The sequence below is a fragment of the Komagataeibacter europaeus genome, from assembly GCF_002173515.1.
Lineage (GTDB): Bacteria > Pseudomonadota > Alphaproteobacteria > Acetobacterales > Acetobacteraceae > Komagataeibacter > Komagataeibacter europaeus.
The window spans coordinates 2211080-2231048 of sequence record NZ_CP021467.1; the positions used below are offsets into that span (position 1 = coordinate 2211080).

14 protein-coding genes and 5 pseudogenes are annotated in these 19969 nt (G+C 49.4%); 9 read left to right on the plus strand and 10 right to left on the minus strand.

The genetic code is table 11. The features are described from left to right. Positions 1-21 precede the first annotated feature (21 nt). Positions 22-1158 (plus strand): WavE lipopolysaccharide synthesis family protein, encoded by a 1137-nt coding sequence (locus S101446_RS10160; protein ID WP_087608293.1) that lies wholly within the window; start codon positions 22-24, stop codon positions 1156-1158. A 248-nt stretch (positions 1159-1406) separates the two neighbouring features. On the opposite strand, the pseudogene S101446_RS10170 reads toward S101446_RS10160, so the two are convergent. After that, a pseudogene (locus tag S101446_RS10170) lies at positions 1407-2081 on the minus strand (IS630 family transposase); the annotation flags it as partial. Between the two features lie 221 nt (positions 2082-2302). Here S101446_RS10170 and S101446_RS10175 point away from each other — a divergent pair. Together S101446_RS10175 and S101446_RS18415 are read left to right on the plus strand one after the other, a co-directional pair. After that, positions 2303-3523 (plus strand): WavE lipopolysaccharide synthesis family protein, encoded by a 1221-nt coding sequence (locus S101446_RS10175; RefSeq protein ID WP_087608296.1) that lies wholly within the window; start codon positions 2303-2305, stop codon positions 3521-3523. 107 nt (positions 3524-3630) lie between these two features. After that, positions 3631-3986 (plus strand): annotated as a pseudogene (locus tag S101446_RS18415) (transposase); the annotation flags it as partial. A 217-nt stretch (positions 3987-4203) separates the two neighbouring features. Here S101446_RS18415 and S101446_RS18225 read toward each other — a convergent pair. After that, positions 4204-4371, minus strand: coding sequence for a hypothetical protein (locus S101446_RS18225; protein WP_208620511.1), 168 nt, complete (start codon positions 4369-4371; stop codon positions 4204-4206). A gap of 190 nt (positions 4372-4561) precedes the next feature. Between S101446_RS18225 and S101446_RS10185 the strand changes: the two are divergent. After that, positions 4562-5023 (plus strand): annotated as a pseudogene (locus S101446_RS10185) (transposase); the annotation flags it as partial. A gap of 172 nt (positions 5024-5195) precedes the next feature. Here the strand turns inward: S101446_RS10185 and S101446_RS10190 are convergent. Then, positions 5196-5990, minus strand: a complete 795-nt coding sequence (locus tag S101446_RS10190; RefSeq protein ID WP_087608297.1) for an ABC transporter permease — start codon at positions 5988-5990, stop codon at positions 5196-5198. 358 nt (positions 5991-6348) lie between these two features. On the opposite strand from S101446_RS10190, the pseudogene S101446_RS17730 reads away from it, so the two are divergent. From S101446_RS17730 to S101446_RS10205, 3 genes and pseudogenes are all read left to right on the plus strand, one after another. Beyond that, a pseudogene (locus S101446_RS17730) lies at positions 6349-6564 on the plus strand (transposase); the annotation flags it as partial. A 79-nt stretch (positions 6565-6643) separates the two neighbouring features. After that, positions 6644-7079: pseudogene (locus tag S101446_RS10200) on the plus strand (IS701 family transposase); the annotation flags it as partial. Between the two features lie 486 nt (positions 7080-7565). Then, a complete protein-coding gene (locus S101446_RS10205) occupies positions 7566-9014 on the plus strand; it encodes a WavE lipopolysaccharide synthesis family protein (protein ID WP_087608298.1) in 1449 nt (482 codons plus the stop codon). A gap of 543 nt (positions 9015-9557) precedes the next feature. On the opposite strand, the gene S101446_RS10210 is transcribed toward S101446_RS10205, so the two are convergent. Beyond that, entirely contained in the window at positions 9558-10358 is an 801-nt protein-coding gene (locus tag S101446_RS10210; RefSeq protein ID WP_087608299.1) for a YdcF family protein, read from the minus strand. 52 nt (positions 10359-10410) lie between these two features. Next, positions 10411-11592, minus strand: a complete 1182-nt coding sequence (locus S101446_RS10215) for a capsular polysaccharide export protein, LipB/KpsS family (RefSeq protein WP_244184164.1) — start codon at positions 11590-11592, stop codon at positions 10411-10413. Between the two features lie 683 nt (positions 11593-12275). Between S101446_RS10215 and S101446_RS10220 the strand changes: the two genes are divergently transcribed. Continuing rightward, positions 12276-13715 (plus strand): LTA synthase family protein, encoded by a 1440-nt coding sequence (locus S101446_RS10220; RefSeq protein WP_087608301.1) that lies wholly within the window; start codon positions 12276-12278, stop codon positions 13713-13715. 16 nt (positions 13716-13731) lie between these two features. Here the strand turns inward: S101446_RS10220 and S101446_RS10225 are convergent, their stop codons facing one another. From S101446_RS10225 to S101446_RS10240, 4 genes are all read right to left on the minus strand, one after another. Continuing rightward, on the minus strand, positions 13732-14352 hold the full coding sequence (locus tag S101446_RS10225; protein WP_087608302.1) for a sterol desaturase family protein: 621 nt from the start codon (positions 14350-14352) through the stop codon (positions 13732-13734). Between the two features lie 648 nt (positions 14353-15000). Further along, positions 15001-16257 (minus strand): glycosyltransferase family 4 protein, encoded by a 1257-nt coding sequence (locus tag S101446_RS10230; RefSeq protein ID WP_244184166.1) that lies wholly within the window; start codon positions 16255-16257, stop codon positions 15001-15003. Positions 16258-16330: 73 nt separating this feature from the next. Continuing rightward, positions 16331-17539: a glycosyltransferase family 4 protein gene (locus S101446_RS10235; protein ID WP_244184169.1), complete on the minus strand. Its 1209-nt coding sequence runs from the start codon at positions 17537-17539 to the stop codon at positions 16331-16333. 30 nt (positions 17540-17569) lie between these two features. Beyond that, entirely contained in the window at positions 17570-18673 is a 1104-nt protein-coding gene (locus tag S101446_RS10240; protein WP_375138789.1) for a capsule biosynthesis protein, read from the minus strand. A 21-nt stretch (positions 18674-18694) separates the two neighbouring features. On the opposite strand from S101446_RS10240, the gene S101446_RS18775 reads away from it, so the two are divergent. Then, positions 18695-18838, plus strand: a complete 144-nt coding sequence (locus S101446_RS18775) for a hypothetical protein (RefSeq protein WP_375138790.1) — start codon at positions 18695-18697, stop codon at positions 18836-18838. A 480-nt stretch (positions 18839-19318) separates the two neighbouring features. Here S101446_RS18775 and S101446_RS10245 read toward each other — a convergent pair whose 3' ends face one another. After that, on the minus strand, positions 19319-19966 hold the full coding sequence (locus S101446_RS10245; protein ID WP_010512357.1) for an ABC transporter ATP-binding protein: 648 nt from the start codon (positions 19964-19966) through the stop codon (positions 19319-19321). Between the last annotated feature and the right edge of the window lie 3 nt (positions 19967-19969).

Consider the following 19969-nt stretch of genomic DNA (forward strand, 5'->3'; position numbering starts at 1 on the left):
ACACTATAGGACGAACAAAAAATGGTTTACCATTTTGATATTGGGACATTAGACAATATTTATCAAAATGGTGAGCCACTTTCCATCGTTATACAAGGTCCATGGTTAAATAAAAATATACAAGAATCTGCTTTGATATGTCGTCATTGGCGCAACATGTTCCCCAAGGCAGAAATCATTTTTTCTGTATCATCATCTGACTTTATAGATTCTTCAGAAAATGCTGGGGAGAATATTCTGCCGGAAACGGCTCTTTCTGCCTTTAAAACTGATACGATACGGGCAGAAGCCATAAAAGTTTTATTCAATACTACAGATATCGTGATCCAGGCCCCTGGCGCACTTCCACTTCCTCCCATAAAAAACGACACACAGAGCTTAAATAATGTAAATCTTCAGATCCAGTCTGCGAAATCCGGGTTAAAACATGCATCAAGAAAATACATACTGCGCATAAGGAATGACTTATGCCTTATGAGTAAGAATTTTATTTCAGTATACAAAAATAATATGGAAAATAAGCGTCGCGATTATGCATCGTTTATTCAAAAAATATTAATTCCTGAAATCTTTACCATAAATCCTCTGACATTATATAGAATGCCTTTTCATTATAGCGACTGGTTCCATTTTGGATTGAGCGAAGATATAAAAAATCTATGGGCAACAGTTGAAAATGTTAGCTTTGCCGATAGCATCTATTACGAAAATCATCCATTCCTTCATGATACAAATGTATTGGAAAAGAAGTTTCTCATACGCTTGGCAGTAGAACAGTTTATACACTTCCCTTATTTTAAAGAAAAATTTCCTTTCCTGAATCTAGATTATCACAATGACACACGAAACCTAAATGAGTCATTGTATATTATGGCAGACAACTTTATCGTTGCAAATATTAAAGATATAAATGCTTATATAAAAAAATATCAACATATTGTGCGGAAAATTAGCAAGCATACGCGCGTTGAATGTATCAGTCAGAATATCCTGGATTCAATTATCAATGATCCGGACTCATTATTTGACACGATATATCCTGATCAGAAAAAACGTTCAGACCATCGAATGTTCTGGGGATATGATCGTCGGACCGCACTCATTCGGCGAGGCCGCCAATCTTGCAATTCCCTACTGCGTTGGTATCGTAACAGCTAAGATTGAACCCTGAGCAGGACTGACCTCCTGCTTTCGGGCAGTTTTGGAGGAGGCCCGTCAGTCCTCCTCTCTATCCGAAATATCAGTCGGCGGCAGCCTACCTGAAAGCAATCGGCCATGCGGCCTCGTTGCGCTGTCGTCCACATCCTGCGTTTGAATCGCGCATAAATCCTCTTGAGAACCCATCGCATTAAATTTCCAAAAGAGTTCTAAGGATAACACGGTATCGGTCTTAGGGCATGTCCACTTTATTCCGCCCCATATCCAGCGGCTGTAAAGAAGTTGGCGCATTCGTCGGAGGAAAGCATCCAGGACTGATCCGGCGGTGCCCCATAAGGCTGTGACGGCTCTTGCTGTCTTGGCGCGCAAAAGGGCCTTGAGCTTGCCGAATGCCATTTCGATCGGGTTGAAATCGGGACTATAGGAAGGGAGGAACATCATCTGTGCCCCCACTCGTACGATGACCTTTCGCACCCCGGAACCTTGTGGGCGGGCGGATTGTCCAGCACGACGATATCACCTGGGCTCAACACCGGAAAAATCTCGCTATTCATGGCGCCATCATGCACGAAGGGTGCGGTCATGCCCGTGAGGCGCAGGCCTGCGGTGAAAGGGGTGGTTTTCCAATGGCCGTGAGGAACGCCTACCCGACAGCGTTCTCCACGTAAAGCACGACCACGCAGACGGGTCATCTTCGTGGAGAGGCAGGTTTCGTCGATGAAGACCAAACGGTGCGGATCGAGGTCAGGCTGGCTGTCGAACCAGGCCTGCCGACGTTGCAGGATATCTTCGCGCTCCTGCTCCAATACATGTTCGGTCTTTTTTTTAAATGTCCACCTATGCTGCCGCAGCCATCGACTGAGCATGCTGCGGCCGATCCCGACGGACTGCTCATTCTTCAGGCGCGCCACCATCTCCATCAATGGAAACGGTGAATCACAATCCATGTCCCGTGTTCCCCCACACGTTTCATGGTTCAGTGGACGCGCTCTAGCCTGAGACGAACACTTTTCCGATGTGATCGACCTTTCCAAAAGCACCAAGTGGGTTAAAGACCATCATTGATGACGTTATCATTTTAATATAAATATGATACATAATTGGCCATATTCTATCTCACAAAACAGATGGGTACAAGTGAAATATGAGTGATATTGTAATAAAAAAAGATGATATCCTAAATTCTTTGTCAATCGTGGTGCAAGGGCCTCTATATGACTGGAACATAATCCAGACTGCCCAATTAATATCGCAATGGCGAAGCATTTTCCCGAAATCTAAAATTATTTTCTCGATATCACAATCGGATCTTATAATTTTTGAAGGTCCAGGAATTATTCCTAAATTACGTATTGCTAGAATACATAGAAACAATATCGTATTCCAGGACGCATTAGCGTTAATAGATGATTTTAGCGATATAATTGTTATGTCGGACTCAGCTATCGTTTTACCACCAGTCAAACAGGGTCTGCGTGAAAATAATTGCAACCTTCAAATAGAAGCCGCCAAAGCAGGACTTAGGTTGGTAGATACAGATTATGTTTTAAGGATTAGGAGTGATATTGTTTTTTCAGATACATCGTTAATAGATTACTATATTGAAAATTTCAATCTTCCGCGCGGGAAATACGCTGCATTAAAACAGCGTGTCCTAATTTCTGAATTTTTTACGCTCAATCCATTCACATTTGAAAAACTTCCTTTCCATTATAGTGACTGGTTGCATTTTGGCCTTACCGAAGATGTAAAAAAATTATGGGATGTTCCCGCTTATGGCATAATTGACGCTACTTACTACCAGCGCAATCCTTATAAACAAGGTTCTGGCCCAAGGGAAAAAACGTTTTTTAGCCGATATGCTGTCGAACAATATATTGCCATAACCGTTTTCAAAAAATACTTCCATAATATAAAATTAGACTACCACAATGACATGACATCTGTAGATGAATCTCTCTATATCCTCGCAGATAATTTCATAATATCTAATTTTAAGAAAACAAAAATTTATTTTGCAAAATATCAACACATCATGCAGCATAACAATATTAACATTGTATGCATGAGCCAGGAAGCATGGAAAAAAATCGTTTCCAATGCAGGAAAAAGCGTCAATTTTAAAAATTTATTTAAAAATGAAGCTGAAATTGCAAAGAAATCACTCAAAAATAATCCAAATAATGAAACATTCCCCCCTCCAAAAGATATAAAAACAAAAATTTTCTTTAAAATATTGTTTTATATATTAAGCAAAAATAAAAAAAATAAACTGAAAACAAATCCGAAGAAATTTTTCTCCGATTCCAAAAGCCCTATTACAAAATACTTTGGAGAAAAATATATCTCTTCAATGGGTCTATAAACCCCCTTTCCTTAAAGAGTTCTTTTGGAAATTTGATGTAATGAGTTCTCAAGAGGATTTATGCGTGTTTCAAATGCGGGATGTGGACGCCAGCGCAATGAGGCCATATGACCAACGTTATGCGCAAGATGAAATACGATCCTCCTAATCTGACCAACGAGGGGGAGCGCATAGCTCCCCCTGATGCCGTCTGCAAACCAGCGCGGGCGGCAGCGAGCAACCAATTTTCGTAAGATCATCAATGCGCTGCGCTGTCTTATCCGCTCAGGATGCGGTTGAAAAATGCTACCAGTTCATTTTGGTCCACGGCAAACCATCTTTGATGGTTTCGCAGACTGATGCTCCGTTTCCTTTTCCAGACCATCCATAACGTGGAACTGATGATGGACCGGGCTCAGGCAGGCCGCGACGCAGCCCTACGACAGCAGTGATCAACAGCCAGAATATCGATTGTGGTCAAGCAACTTTTGGCGTCCAGAGCCGATCTTTGTGAAGCAGGGCATTTGCGAGGACGACGAGCTTTTGCATGATTGCGGTAATAGCGATCTTGCCCTATTTCCCCTTTGCGACAAGGGGGTTGTAAACACGCTTGAGGTCGGGATTGAACCGCATGGCGACGATGGCCGGCATGTAGAGCGCTTGCCGCAGATTGCACGACCTCCCTGGATGAAGCTGCGGCCTCACCATTTGCCAGACTGGCGCGTGATGGGTGTCTGACCGTCTTCCATCGCGCCAAGTATCGGGCATGTCGGTTCGAACACTACCCGCGCGACAGCCTTCATATCACCGATCCAGCGCAGGAGCGCGGTCTGGCCCTTGCGGGTGTTGGCGACACGAACGGGTATCACCGCCGGGATGACGGGCCGCGTCGATCCCAATCGTAATCGACACGGGGGGAAGATCGGCCTTGGAAGGTGCAACCGGATGCATCATCTTTTCCATGTCCTATGCTTGTCATCCGAGGCCGGACTTCGGGTATCCGTTCAGGGCGCAAGGAAAAGAAGGGGTGGTCATACTCTGGCTCGACCCAATAAGGTCTCCATCAAGGCGCCTCACGCGAAAACAGGAGGTTACGACGCCGGCAAGAAGGTCGTCGGTCGCAAGCGCCACATTGCCGTCGATACGGATGGATGCTTGTTGATGATCAATCTTACCTTTGCCAACATCTCGGACAGTGCAGGTGTCCAGATGATCCTGAGTGCTATCCGCAAACGCAGGCCCTGGGCGAAGTTCCTGTTTACCGAGGGCGCCTACGATCGAATCAGGCTCATGGACAAGGCTGCTTATCGTGACTTCATCCTTGATGAAGTCATCCGCCATCGCGAGGGTGCGAGAGGCTTTGAGGCGCTGCCGCGCCGATGGGGCGCGGAGCGAACCTTCGGCTGAATAACCAGATGGTGGCGCCTGGTCCGGGATTACGAGCGCCGCATCGACGTGTCAGAGGCCATGATTCTCGTCGCCGTGGGCGCCGATCTCATGCGCAGAAATGCTCACCCGTGATTTTTCAAACAGGCTCCAAGCAGCACGACAGAAAACTACAATCCTGCGGAACCTGATTTACAGTCAGGCGGCAAACAACTTCTCAGATTGTCGAGCAACGGTATCCAGAGCATGCTTCGAATACCGTTACCATCTCGTTAACACATTCCCCTAAAACTGAAAGAATATATCGCTATTGAACCAATATGAATCGACGAACTCGCAGCGTCAAATAGACACCAACAAGCAAAAGGAAAAAGGTTATATAACTATCATAGAGAACATCATAATGCGCATGAGCATTGAGACCAAACTGGCCTTCACGTATCATTTCAATATTATCTACACTGGGAGAAAGCATCATGTACCACCGGTATTTTGGTGGCAACCAGTCAACCATCGTAAAGGCCCCGGTGAAAGGAAGTGCAAGATAACTAACGACACTCATTATTTTTTCAACCAGTTCTGACATTTCGCTCAGAGAGGCGAAAATCATGGCCGTCGCCATGCAGAAAGCGGCCTGAAAGAATAGACCAAGATAAACCATGCTATAATACTGTGGAGGCTTCATAAATCCAAATAATATAGACCCAAGAACCACTATCATTCCAGCCATAATGGTTCCCATCAACTCCAAAACAGCACGAGCCACGATAATTGTAATTGGCGTAACTTGGCGATGGAACAACAGGCTCCCATTAGCTTCAAATGCTTTTACAGAGTGGCCAAGGCAATGACGCCACATGGTAAGGGGAACATATCCCGTGATCACGATAGCCGTCATGGGAAGTCCATGCTCATGCGACGGTCGTATTGCCGTCCACAATATGGTCACACCACCACAAAACAGAATGGGTTCTCCCAATACCCAGAAGAAGCCGAGATTCTCGCGACCATAACGTGTATGAATTTCACGCATGATAAGTGCATATATGACACGCGCTTGAAGACTGAAATCATCTATTAATTTCAACATTCTATCATACATTACCGCTTCCTATCGCGCCATATATCGCCACTATCAACCGACAATCCATTACGTAAAACATGCAATGCCAAACTATCCTGAACTGGATCAGAGACATGTCCCATGCGTATGTCCAGACATTGATCAGCGCTTCCCATATAGATCACCAACTGATTTTGAGCCATCACTGATTTATCGGCGTACTTATAAAAAAAATAAAAGCAGAAAATTCAAGCGACTCCTACGGCGTGTCGTCAGTTAAGCGTATGGACGCTGTCTAAGGATTGTACCATGCGGATGTCCGTGCTGAGTGTTCCCTGTGTTTTTAAGAGACAGTCAGATGCGACGCTACGGTTTACGTGACGGTCAATAGGAACGGATTAAAGATATTCTCCCCGGTCGGAACGGGCATGTCGGCGGCACGGCTGCGGACAACCGTCTGTTCGTGCAGGCAGTGCTGTATCGCTATCGTGCGGGCCTTCCCTGACATAATCTTCCTGCCCGTTTCGGCGACTGGAAAAACGTTCACCGCCGTCTACGGCGCTGGTGCGCAAGCGGTGTAATCGAAAGGATTTTCCGTCATCTGGCTGCAGAAATTATTATCATGCTTAACTGACGACACGCCGTAGCACTACAGTTGCATTTTATGGCGGATTCTGACTCTACGGATCACCATGATTCAGAATTTCATGAATGACGGGGTGTCAGTTGAAGAGGCGCTGGAACTGTGGGCGTCTGGACTTCGGGCAGCAAAGGAGCGGATTGTTCCGCTGTTTAATTTCGTGGTTTCAGCGTGTGCCTTCCTTGATGTCCTGATTGGCAACGAACCGCGCAGGACGGGATGGATGCGTGCGGAAGCAGCAGGAGATCCTGGTCCGTGGTGGCAACAGGCGCTTCCGGAGCGCGGGCAACGGGATGCCGGTGCCCTTCGTGATGTCGTCAGGGCCCATGCGATCGAGCATCAGGGGGACTAAAAATGGCGTGCTGGTCATTGACGCAGGTGTGCCATTCCGTTGGGTTGCAGCGGATAGCGTTTATAGCGTGGGCGATGTGGAATGCACGCTCGGCCAGGCAGGAATTGGGTATGCCCTTGGGGTCAAGGGCAATCACTGCTTTGGATCATAAGCAACAGAATCGCTGATTGCCGGAGAGGCAAAGGGTATTGCAGCAGGACTGCCAGAACATGTCTGGCATCGGCAGCTCTCTGGTTATGCTGGCCTATGCTATCATGGCCAGTGTCCGTTACCAGACAAACTCACTGAAACCGAAAAAAACACTGCACAGGACACGACAGTCCTTGTGCGCTGGTCCATTCAGGAAATCAGGCGCCTCGTCGTAAAACTTGCCCAACGCAGGTTACCCGTCGCACATATCCTCAGATGGTCCGTCTTGCGACGAACACATCAGGCCAGCGCCATCCGTGCTCCCTCGCGTTATAAAACACAACTGTAGTGCCAACATGCATTTTGAAAAAATGTGCATAAATGAATTGACAATTAATCGAAAATATTTATTTAAATAACTTCCGTACTTTACATAGAGCAACTTTGTGATAGATTAAAGTACCTCAATAGGAAATTTTTTGGCATAATTGTAATGAAAATTGATAATGAATCAATAAGCATTGTTATACATGGCGGGTGTTTTGAAAAAAATTCTGCTGAAGTAGCAAATATACTAATAAATTACCGAAATATATTTAAAGAATCTGAAATAATATTTTCCATATCTAGCTCTGATTTTATAGATTTTGAATGCTCAAATGAGAGATCTATATTTTCTTATAAGAAGAATATGATAAGCTTTTGCCATATTGTTAATAAATGTGCAGATAAAATAGCCTATTCCTATATGGCGCAGCCTTTACCTCCAGTTTTCCGGGATGCGCCTAATTGTCATGCCAATCATATGATTGAATCTGCCCGCAACGGTTTAGCGCTAGCTTCAAAAGAATTTGTTCTGCGAACCAGGAATGACCTGTTATTTAAAAATAGGTCATTTATAGAAAAATATATTAAATTAAGTGAAGAATACTATAGAAGAGGGGAGTATACGGCATTTTCTTCCCCAGTTATGATTTCTTCTCTATTTACACTTAATCCCTTTTGTGGAGTGAGGCTGCCATTCCATTATAGCGATTGGTTCAATTTCGGAAGGCTGGTCGATATACGTCCTATCTGGGATGCGCCTTTGGTTACTTTGGATTTTATGACATATTATAGCACTAACTATTATACGCCTGGAAGCAGGGAAAAAGAACGAAATTTTAATTCAAGACTGGCCATAGAACAATATGTATACTTTACATTTTTTTCTAAAAAGTTTAAAAACCTGAGGCTTGATTACCACAATGATGATCATTCCATTATAGAATCTCTACAAGTTCTTTTAGATAATTTTATTATATCTGATATATATCACCTCGATGTATACTACCCGAAGTATTTCAACGGATTTAATTCATATAGAGATAACAATACAAGAATTATGCAGCGTGCATGGGAGTATCTGTCTACTCACAGAAATATAAAACCGGACAAATTTCTTTATGTTCCGAGTGATAAGCTACATATTTATACACCCGTTATTTTTCCTTTAAAAATTGGCGTGGAGCAACTCCAGACAAAAACTGGTTTTCATTTTGGTAAAAGTATTATTATACCCTCTGAGGCAGCGCCGGGGGTTGCCTGTTTCGGACCTCATATTGCCTTGAAACAAGGATCTTATACGGCATGTGTCTCTATCTCAACTCTATATCCGAAAGAAGATAATTGCAAAGTAAAGATATCTGCCACAGGAGAAACTGGGAAAATAATTCTCGGATCAACAGAGTATATATTTTATAAAAACAAAAAGAACAATAAAGAGTTAATTTATTTAAATCTTGATTTTGATAATAATAGTGAAATAATGAATGAGTTTGAAATTGTTGTTGAGACATTTTCCCACGTTGATATGGCAATTGATTATGTCCGCATTTCACAATTGGTAGAGAAAAAACAAAAGAGCTTTCCACTTAGGCAAAATACTGAAAAGATAGTTTAGTCGCCTGTTTTCAGATTTTTTCGAAGTATGATCTCGAATCTCCATCGGTTGTTTTCCTATATATGTTATTTCCAGCATAACAAGTGGAGGGATCGAAGAACCGTTGATTGAAGGCATTGTGTCCTGATTTTGGGCTCAACAAGCAGATATTGATGGTTCTGCGTTATGACTTTCGCTCTACGTCTAGGGCAGAGCAGGAAGCATTATATAGCTTGGTTTTCTACGCGGCGGCGCTGATTCGCTCCAGGAACAGAAAGCGGCGCATGTTGTAGATGGTATTGGCCCGCCCGACGCTGCATGGCGGCAGAACGGAACCATATGTCACGTCTGACTTCGGAGAACTTGACACCCTCATGGGCAATTCCCGAACGTCCATGCAGCTTCGGCAGGGTTTTGGACCAGATCAACGTAAACCGGTTCAACATGTACGTTGAACCGCATCCTGAATGACAACCCTGCCGATTATCACCCTGTCCGCCGGATTGTACGATCCGTGGCCCAATGACTTTTCATGTCAGATCATTAGAAAATATGAATGATAAATTACTTTAATTTTGATCTATCTGTAATTTCCTTACCATTTCCAAAATAGGTGAATAATGTTGAAAAATCAGTTTCTACTGAAGCGGGTATGTCGACATGGGGAATGAATCCCTTGCCATTTGGGCCATACCCGTTTTCATCATCCCGTAAACGGGGAATCTCCCCCATGACCAGGGACAGGAACCGCTCAAGCGAAGTGGGGTGATCTGCTTCCGGACCAGAGAAAATGACCATGCCGTTTTTCAATACCAGTTGTGGCACGATGACTGGCCAGCTCAGGATGCGACAGGCAGGTTCCATTCCCTGCCATGTCTGCTGGAACGTTGCCGCCGCCCGGCGCTGCATGGCCGGATCCTGAACCAGAACGGCTGTTTTCGGGGTCATATGCCGCTCTTCCAGCAGTTTTCGGGTAAACTGGCCGTTTTCTCCCCCATTGGTCGCTCTGGTTTCCAACAGGATCTGTGAAGTCGGCAGCCCCCAGAAAGTCGTAGCAATGGACTGCAGGATCTCCGCCTCCGACAGGCCTGCGGTTTCAAGCATATGATAGCGTGCATTCCGGGCAACAGCCTGCTGCAGGAAGGCCGTTGCGTGCCCGACCCCTCCGGAAATCAGCAAGGGTGCCCCCGTACGTTTGGCCAGACGAAACGCACCTTCCGCCCCCGGCAGGAAATCATTCCCGGCCAGAATGATCAGATCGGGTACTATATCATCCTGTACTGATGAAAAATCATCTACAGCCAGGAACCGTATGATTTCGTTAATGCATTTTACAATATTTTCTGGAAAAGAAAATTCTTTCACGTTAACTATCCTTCTGAAATAAATTTTATTTTTTCTATCTTGTGCAGACTAATTACTTTTTCATCATGCGTTTAAGGCGCCCCTGCAGGTCTTTCAATCGCATCAGTACTGTAGGGTGCCATATGCGCATATCATCAAATCGCGCAATGACCGTTTCGACTTCACATGGGATTTGTGTCAGGGGGTCAATATAGCGCGGGTAAAGAATAAGCGCGCCAGCCACAAGATCCTCAAGCAACAGATCCCGCTGACGCCGACCTGCCGGAATCCGCCCCAGATCCGTCGTCAGACCCCAACCCGCATAGAAGGGACATCCATAGGTCACAACCCTGCGTTGCCGCAGCAGTGCTTCAAATCCGGCAAGTGAGGTCAGGGTATGAACCTCCTGCACCTGCCAGATCAGGTCCACGATATTCCCGCCAATACTGATATGGTCGGCATATGCCATGACAACATCATCGGGCAGTTTTCCATTCCGGTGCCCGGCAACGACATCTGGATGTGGACGGTAGATGATGAACGCATCGGGATTATGCCGACGCACACTTTGCAGCAGCGCCAGGTTTCCCTGCACGCTACCGCCCCCCTTGATAACGGACAGGTCATCGCTGACCTGTCCGGGCACCAGCAATACGCGCCGTTCCCTGGCGTCCCGTTCGTACACCTGCTGCTGGTCGGAACGGCCATATTTCGAGATTCCCTTCTGCACCAGATGTTCAATCAGGAAACGTGCCCGTCTCCGCAGATCGCTATCAAATGATGCCGTCGCCAAGATATGCTCAAGGTCGCTGGGTTCGGACGGATCATAATAAACGCCGCGCTGATCCACAAAAATGGAAGCAGGAACCTGCAATCCACTTCCCAGACCGACCGAACGGACAAAACCATCCTCCACACGCCACACAGGCACCTTTTCCGCCTGCGCCTGCTGCATCAGTCCGGCCGGCATGCGTGTTGCCCATGTCACGACTGCCCTGCCCTGAGCGGCACATTGTTTCACTGCGGCACGGGCCTGCCGGAAAAAGGGTGGATGCGCAGGGGGCACGGTAAAGAAAGCAGCAATGCGCCTGCGCTTCCACAAGGACATGCCGACACAGGCCCCGATCTCACGGTTTGCATCAACAACACGCCGCCATAATGCTTGGAATTCCAGCACTTTCAGAACCGTGGTCGCTTTCTCCGTATAGGGATCACGGTACCGCCAGTCCTGTATCAGTCGCCGTGCAACCGCCATGCCATCAACAGGACAACCATGATCCGGGCAGGCATATCGCGTGACCTTCTGGTTACGCAGTGCGGCAAGATCCCCGATATCTCCCTGTCCAAGTTCATGGATTTCCTGAGCATGGTCCAGCAACGCATGGGGGTCCACAGGTCCATGCAGATGGGAAACACCATATCTGCGTGCCATCCGCGCGGCCGCCCCATAAGCGCCAGGAGCAACCAGCAGCAGGTTATGTGGGGAATGGATAGCAACAAGGCGTTCCAGCAACCGCGCCAGTATGCGCATTCCGTCGCCATCGGTGCGGTAGCCCCCGCAGACCAGAACCGGTTTGACACAGGCAGGCGACGGGGCCCAGAAACTGCCACCCGTCCGGTCGGTGACAATCCGGCGCCTGACTTCCGCCAGGGTTGCCGCCGTAGCGGGCTCCCCCGCATCCGGCATGGCAAGCACGGGCAGGCCGCGCCAGAACGGGGGCATCCGTAGCAGGCAGGAACGCGATGCCAATGTCATGACTGGTACCTCTGGCTCGCTATGGCCCTTCTTGAAAACTTCCATGCCGGTCGTTCATGGGACCACAATTTCCGATTACATTCCCAGTGTTTATTCCAGTGGGGATACCTTGTACAAGAGCTTATTATCGATAACAACCTCTGCCGCAACGGATGCCGTGCCGGTTGCTCAACAGGATTTTCATGCTCGCATTCCAGGTTCTGGCATCCTTTATCGTGATTGTTTTTCTGGCGCCAGCTATCGAGTATGCTGTCGTAAAGCCCCGGGCTGAAGGTCATGTGCTACCCTGTCGCTGGATGCTGGATACCCTATGCAGCATTGTGGCGTATGGAGGGTGGCTAGGCGCAACGGGAAGCATCCCGATCGCGATCATCATGACGTTCACCCTGATGATCGTCACGGTTGTCGCATCCAACATCAAATTTCGTGTACTGGGTGAACCCCTGCTTTTCAGTGATGTGGTGGTTGCCCGCAGCTTTCTGCAACATCCCAAATTCTATCTTTTCTCGATCCCGCTGGCCGGTCGTATCGCCCTGCTGGTGATTGCCATCATGGCGCCACTTCTGCTGTGGATCTATTCCTCCGTCGCGGTCCTGCCGCATCTGCTCGGGATGGGCATGATGCTGCTGGGTAGCCTGGCATTATGGCTATGCCCGCCGCAAAAACTGGCCCCGACCCCGGATATCACACGTGACGTGGGGCGATTGGGATTACCGGGAAGTCTCATAATATACTGGCGACAGTGGCGCGCGAGTGATGATCTTCCTCCACCCCCCATACTGCAGGGCAGGCCTGCTTATGACACGATCATGATCGTGCAGTGTGAATCTTTTGCAGATCCCGCGCAACTGGGTCTTCCCGCTGACATTCCCCTGCCAGACATGCCAGGCCTGAAGCGGGCATATGAAATCGCCTCCCGGCGGGGGCCTTTATGTGTAAGTGGTTTCGGCGCCTATACCATGCGTTCGGAATACGGTGTCATTTTTGGACAGGAAGAAACCGAGCTGGGTTTCCGACGCTATGACCCATTCCTGACCGCAGCGCGCGAGCGGGCGCATGCCATAGGCAACCGTCTGGAACATGTGGGATATCGCAGCACATTCGTGCATCCGCATGACCTGCGTTTCTATAATCGTGCAACGCTTATGCCAGCCATGGGATTTTCCCGTCTGGTCAATCCCGGTCCGCATGCGCCAACGCCAGAAATGCCCTATTTTGGCGATGTCGCCCTGGGCCAGACCATGGCAGACATGATGCAGTCGGTCGCGACGCCCTCCCTATTCTATACCGTTACCATGGAAAACCATGGCCCATGGCCAAGCGGCCAGAATGGCCAGTCCCCGCTGGACCACTACCTGCGGCATGTGCAGAATAGCGATCGGATGCTGCTGAACCTGATTGAAGACATGTCAGCAAAGGATTTCAGGGCGTTGCTGGTATTTTTTGGCGATCATCGCCCATCAATCCCCGGCATTGTCATGCCTTCGGACAGACGCGACGTGCCTTACGTCGTCATTTCCTTCCCTCTGGACGACAAAGCAGGGCACCAGGCGCCCGTTTCCCTTACGCCAGCCCAGCTTAATCATCTGATTATCCAGATGTCCGTGCGGATCCAGCCCTGAAAAGGACCGTCCGGCATCAAGAGCGATCACATTCCGTATGACAGACCTTGTCCAGAAAGACTGCCGTAATCGCATAATTGGCATCGGTCTGGCGATAATGATGATTGATATGATGAATCTTGATCTTGCGTAGCAGGGGCAGACGCATGGGGAACTGATGACACGAATAATGCACCGTGTCGTATGCCACGTATCCACACAGGAATCCGACAGCCACTGCGCCCCCGATGCCATCGCCCATGGACCAGATGCATCCGCCCCAGATCAGTAGCGCCAACGGCAGGGATACACTTAACGGCATCAGGTTGCGCAGCGGGTGATTTGGCTGCTCATGATGGTTGCCATGTATCAGGAAAATCATTGACTGGACAAATGCCGATCTGCTCTGAAAATGGAACAGAAAGCGGTGCATCAGATATTCAAACGGGAACCATGCCACAAATCCGGCCAGCCAGTACAGACCCATCATTTTGACAGAAACCGACATGCGCCACGCAAAGATCAGGGCAACCAGCAGGATCACCCCCCACACTACCGCGAACACACCGAAGGAAAGCAGCGTCAGGGATTCCATCACAGGATTTTTGAACAGGCGAAGAGGGGTCTCTTCCTTCATCCTACGCTTCTGCTGCTTCATGGTTACCCTCGAACATTCCTGTCTGGCATGAACCCGTATCCCTGCCCCAACAAGCAATTATAGACAACTTATTTTAGGGATGCAGCCCTGCCATCCTGCAGCAAGTTTCAGGGCATGCCGCCTGTTTCTCCATATGCTCAGGATATGGGGTAAATCCGGTTTATGTCCCTTTCATGAACCTAACGCAACACACGGCGACAGAAAATGCCCCCATGCCTTTTTGACTACGTGCATGTGAAAACACCCTTCATGCCAAAGTAACAGCCTTCCTGTAAGGAAGTTCCATTCTGCGGCAGGGCGCCTCCACCTTTTCGGGCGCAGGATTTATATTTTTATATATCAATGCGTTAATGGTATTTTTGTCATTACCCTGCCACGCCATCGCTCCATAACGTAGTCATACCCACGGACCAGACCCCGTGACCCAATACACGCCGCTAAAATACTGCAATATGACGCGAAAATATGCACGTTTTATATATGTTTTATTCCAGTTGGCATATATGTATTGCCAATGCTTCTATTTTATAGCCTTACCATAAAAATAATAACAATTCACCTGCATAAACTGTTACAGATAGATCACACTTTCCGTTCCTGTTTTGGACACCCCATTTCACTAAAAAAGTGATGGGGCATCCTTCACCCTCATGCTTTCATGGAACCAGACGGCAATCGGTCAGGAAATAATTCATATAAATACGAGTGAAAGGCACGTAAACGTCCGATCTGTGCGGTTTCCGTAAATGCTTCCGCCCGCTTCATGCCGTTTTGGCGCAGGGTTTCCCATTCCGGCGCGTCAGGCCGCATATGATCCAGACGATCGATTGTATCGGCAATATCCTGTGTATCATAAGGATCCACAAGCAGGGCTGCGCCACCGGCAATTTCCTCGGTCGCCCCGCCCCGGGATGTCATGACCGGCACACCCAATGCCATGGCTTCGACAATGGGCAACCCGAATCCTTCCGCCAGGGACGGAAAAACAAGGGCATGGGCATTTGCAAGGCTGCGCAGCAGGGATTCCCGACTGCACCATGGCACGCGGATGACCTGCTGACGCGGCGTACGGGGACTGAAATCGGGCATGTCATCGCCATCTGGCCCCAACAGCACCAACGGACGCTGCGTGCCACTAAGTGCATGCGCCTCCACCAGTCGTTCGATATTCTTGCGCTTTTCCACCCGGCCAATACAGATAAAGCAGCCAGCCGGCGCCACAACCGGGGCAGAGGCCAGTTGCTGGCGTTCAGCTGCGGTAACCCCGGCAAGCTGGTAAAGATTGACAACCCTGCAGGCAGGAATGCCAAATATCTCGCTGATCTGTTGCCTGACCGTTTCCGACACCGTCACCACGATATCTGCCCGTGCAGCCAGTTGGGTCAGCAGTCGTTGCAAACGCTGCGGATTGATCCCCGTCAGATGTGGGTGAGTCATGGGAATCAGGTCATGGACCGTCACGATGTTGATCGTATTTTTCAACAGCACCGGCAACGGATAAGTCCAGAACATAATGTCTGGCAATTGCTGGCCATGTAACCACAACAGGCGTTTCCATATTTGAAAATGAATATGGGAAATACGATAAATATCTGAAATATATGGGTAAAATTTATTCGTAATATGGTCCTGCCTTCTTCTGATTCCCTGAACGGGCAGACAGGCCTTCAGGAATCTGGCAATCCGGCGCAAACCACCATTGGGCGGCGAACTGCTATCATCGGGATCATGGTCCCACAGATACTGGACATGAAATCCCATATGGGTCAGGCATGCCTGTACGCCCTGCACATAGGTTGCCACCCCCGTACCGCCTGACCTGCCCATATTTCTGCTATCCAGCCATATCGTCAGGCCGGAAGGCGGCTGGCGATCACCATTTGCAGCATGTGCAGGGACTGTCATGAAAGATATGGCTACCTATTGCACGAGAATGAAGGGACCATGCAGACATGCATGGGCATGGATCAGGCCGGCATCATCCATGCGGCCGGAAAAATGCGGCTGTTTCATCAGCGACAGCGATACCTGCCGCAACCTGGCGGGGCCAGTTGAACAGATTCAGATCTGCCGCCCCTCCTGCCGTCCTGCTTTCGGGCTTTTCCACCGTCAGGGCATCAATCGCCCTGCGCCATGCGGGGCCATCGGTCGGATCAAGATATGTCGCATGATCTCCCGCGACCTCATGAAATACCGGAATATCACTGCAGACAACCGGGGTTCCCAGAACCATGGCTTCAACAAGGGGGAGCCCGAACCCTTCGGAAAAGGAAGGGAATAACAGACTCTGTGCGCCCTGTAGCAGGCTGACCACTTCAGGATCCGACAGGTCATTATATTCCAGCACATTTCCCTGCAGTGCCGGGCAACGTTCCAGCATGTCGAGAATGTTTTCATTTTCCCAGCCACGTCGCCCGACTAGAATCAGGCGCGGCGTCTCTTCGCCTTTTTCCTCGGCCATAGCGCGCCACAAATTCAATAATAACAGGTGGTTCTTGCGGGGCTCGATAGTGCCCAGATACACAAAATAGGGCCTGCCATCATCGGGCAGACGCGATACAGGCGCATCGGACAGGCTGGAAAGCTGCAGATGCAGGCCATGGGGCACGACATGAACATGATTTTCAGCGGGACGGTGCTGCATGTACGGCGCCAGTGAACGGGCGACGGCCGCGGCAGGAACAATCACACCGGCAGCCAGACGGGCAACCGTCGCCATGCGCCGTGCATGGCGCTGCGGTTCGCCGGGACGGGCATATTCGGGAAATTCCAGCGGAATGAGGTCATGCACCATCGGCACGAACAGGCTGCCATGATGACGCAGGAATCTCTCAATTGGTCCCGGGCGCGTCAGATGATGATGGGATACAAGAAGATAAATGCTGTCGCCCCGATGTCGGGGCATTGTCCAGCATGACAGCAGCACGGACTGGATCAGGCGCTGCGCCATACGGGGCAGGCGCCCCCGCATCACCTTGTCGCCATCCCATACCTGTCCCATTGCCCTTACAAAATCACATACGGCCCGCGTTGACAGCGTCCCGATGAAGCCTGCCGGATGGAAAGCAACGAATGTCAGGCGATGCGCCTCATTTTTCAGCAGGTAAGAAACATATTCATATTCTACACGGTCGATGCCTGTCGGAATGGGATTTCGCGCCCGTGACAGCAGACGGGATATATCCATGAAAATATGTGGCAGATCCGTCATCATCAGCTACCGTCGGGAAGAGGAACTTGTTTCTAGATGCGATATGGTAAACACTTTCCCGTCTTCGGCCGGTGTCGTACGGCTGATCCGCCGGAGCGTGCCCTGCACCAGTAACTTCAGTCCTTCGGGAGAGAAAAAGCCGCCCTCTATCAGGCAACGATCAATCAGTACGCGCCGGAAATCCTCAAATGTCGTCGGGTCCGGTGGCGTGGGCGCCCCCCAGAAATGGTCAAGCGTCCCCTGGTCGGTAATATCCGGCAGATCATAAATCGCCTGTCCCAGCGTGATGACAGGCACATTGCAGATCAGCGCAAGCGTGCCTGTGGTACTGTTTATGGTCACCACCCCCTTCGCTGCGCGGACCATCTGGGCGATATCACCACTTTCCAGATAACGCACGCGATCGGCAACACCAAGGTTGCGCGCCACCTTCTGTACAAGGGCGCTCCAGTCCTTGACGCCGTTATCCAGGGGATGCTCCTTCACCAGCAGGTAAAGATCCTTGGGCGCATGCCGCGCGAAAGACTCCAGCACAAACCGGATCGCCCCGGCTATGCCGTCAAAATCGGAATGCAGCCGGATCTGCGCATCTGCATCCAGCTGAAGCGGAAACAGCATGTAGGGCAGGTTACGGTCGGCGACTTCCGCCAGGATCTTTTCCGTCCGTTCCTGCGCCGCATCACGACGTCGCAGGCGCTTGAGCCAACCGATCCCTTCCGTCCACGGATGCCATGGACGGTAATCATGCCAGTTCTTGAAATACCAGCGCGTCAGCAGATCAGCCGCGTTATAGGCAACCGCTTCCAGTGCCCGACGACGGAAGGAGGACGGAACCTGGACATGTGGCGGCAGGGGCGGAAGATGGGCCGCCTGTTCACGATACCACGCCGGGTCCCGCGGCAGGGACGAATGACCATTCACCCCGTCAAGTTCCAGCGTCACCCAGTCGGGACGGATATATCCCTCTTCAAACACATAAACACGCAGGCCGCGCTCAATGCACACCGAGGCAGCCTTGCGGTGAAGGGGGCGACAGTCCCCGAACAGCATGACATCGGTAATGCCATGCTTCGTGATGACATCGACCAGGAAACCGGGCCATTCGTCCATGCTGCCCGTGAAGTTGATCCCATGCGGCAGGCGCCAGAACAGTTGATCGCCACCATTGAAATTTATCTTGTAAACTCCGTATCCTGCCTTGCGGAGCGCTTTCCCGATTTCATGGAAAAAAGGCCCCATCAACCCCTGGAGCAGAAGGAAGCGGCGGGAAGATGACACAGCGTTGTTCTGTAAGATATTCAGCATTACATATCAGTCTGTTCGAGCTTGACATGCATACCAATTCCTTGGAAAGCAGCCGAAAGCACCGGTGTGGATTGCCCACCTTCGTTTGAAGTTTACAAAGCGATAGATATATACGGAGAACATAGGGACAAGCATATAACAATGATATGCTTTATCAGCAATTCAGGGCTCCATCTCCCTGCAACACAGTCTTACCTGTTGTTTTTCAATGGTCTAAGCGGATCATGCTCAGATATATATACGCGGGGTACCGGTTTATCATCCTGCTGACCCAACCTGCCTGCCCTCTGCCACTATCTCCGGTCATTTTAAAATATCGGGGATGAGAAAACAAATCCTATCTTCCCCAGCGGAATACCCCATCGCGTCGGCACGTCTTGGCACATAAAAAAATAACGACCTATATTCATGTCCTATCCCACATGGACAATCATAACGATCATTAATGGCCTACAGCGAATGGTATAAATCAATACCTTCCTGGACGGACGCGCATTCCACCATTTTCCGGTTATGTATAACGACGCTCCTATCACATATTTCTTTTACAAAATGCATGTCATGTGAAACAATTATCAGTGCACGATCCGCCCGCTTCACAAACAGTTCTTCGCGACAACGTTCATAAAAACGGGCATCGCCTACCATGATCACTTCGTCAATCAGGTAACAGTCGAATTCGATCACGACAGACAGGGCGAAGGCAAGGCGCGCGCGCATGCCCGACGAATATGTTTTCACCGGATCCATGAGCTGCTTGCCTAGTTCGGCAAAATCGTCGACGTATTTACGCGTCGCGGGATAATCGAGATTATAGATTCTACAGATAAACCTGAGATTATCCAGACCGCTCAGACTTCCCTGGAACGCACCACCAAAGGCAAGCGGCCACGAAATCGACATCGTATGTTCGATCCGACCGGACGTGGCAAGTTCAACGCCCCCGATAATCTTGATCAGCGTGGATTTCCCAGCGCCATTCCGGCCCAGGATGCCCAGTTTTTCGCCCTTTTCAACCTGCAGGTTGATACCGTCAAGGATACGACGCTTCCCGTTATCGACGTGATAGTCCTTGACGATATCAATGCAGCGCAACATGAC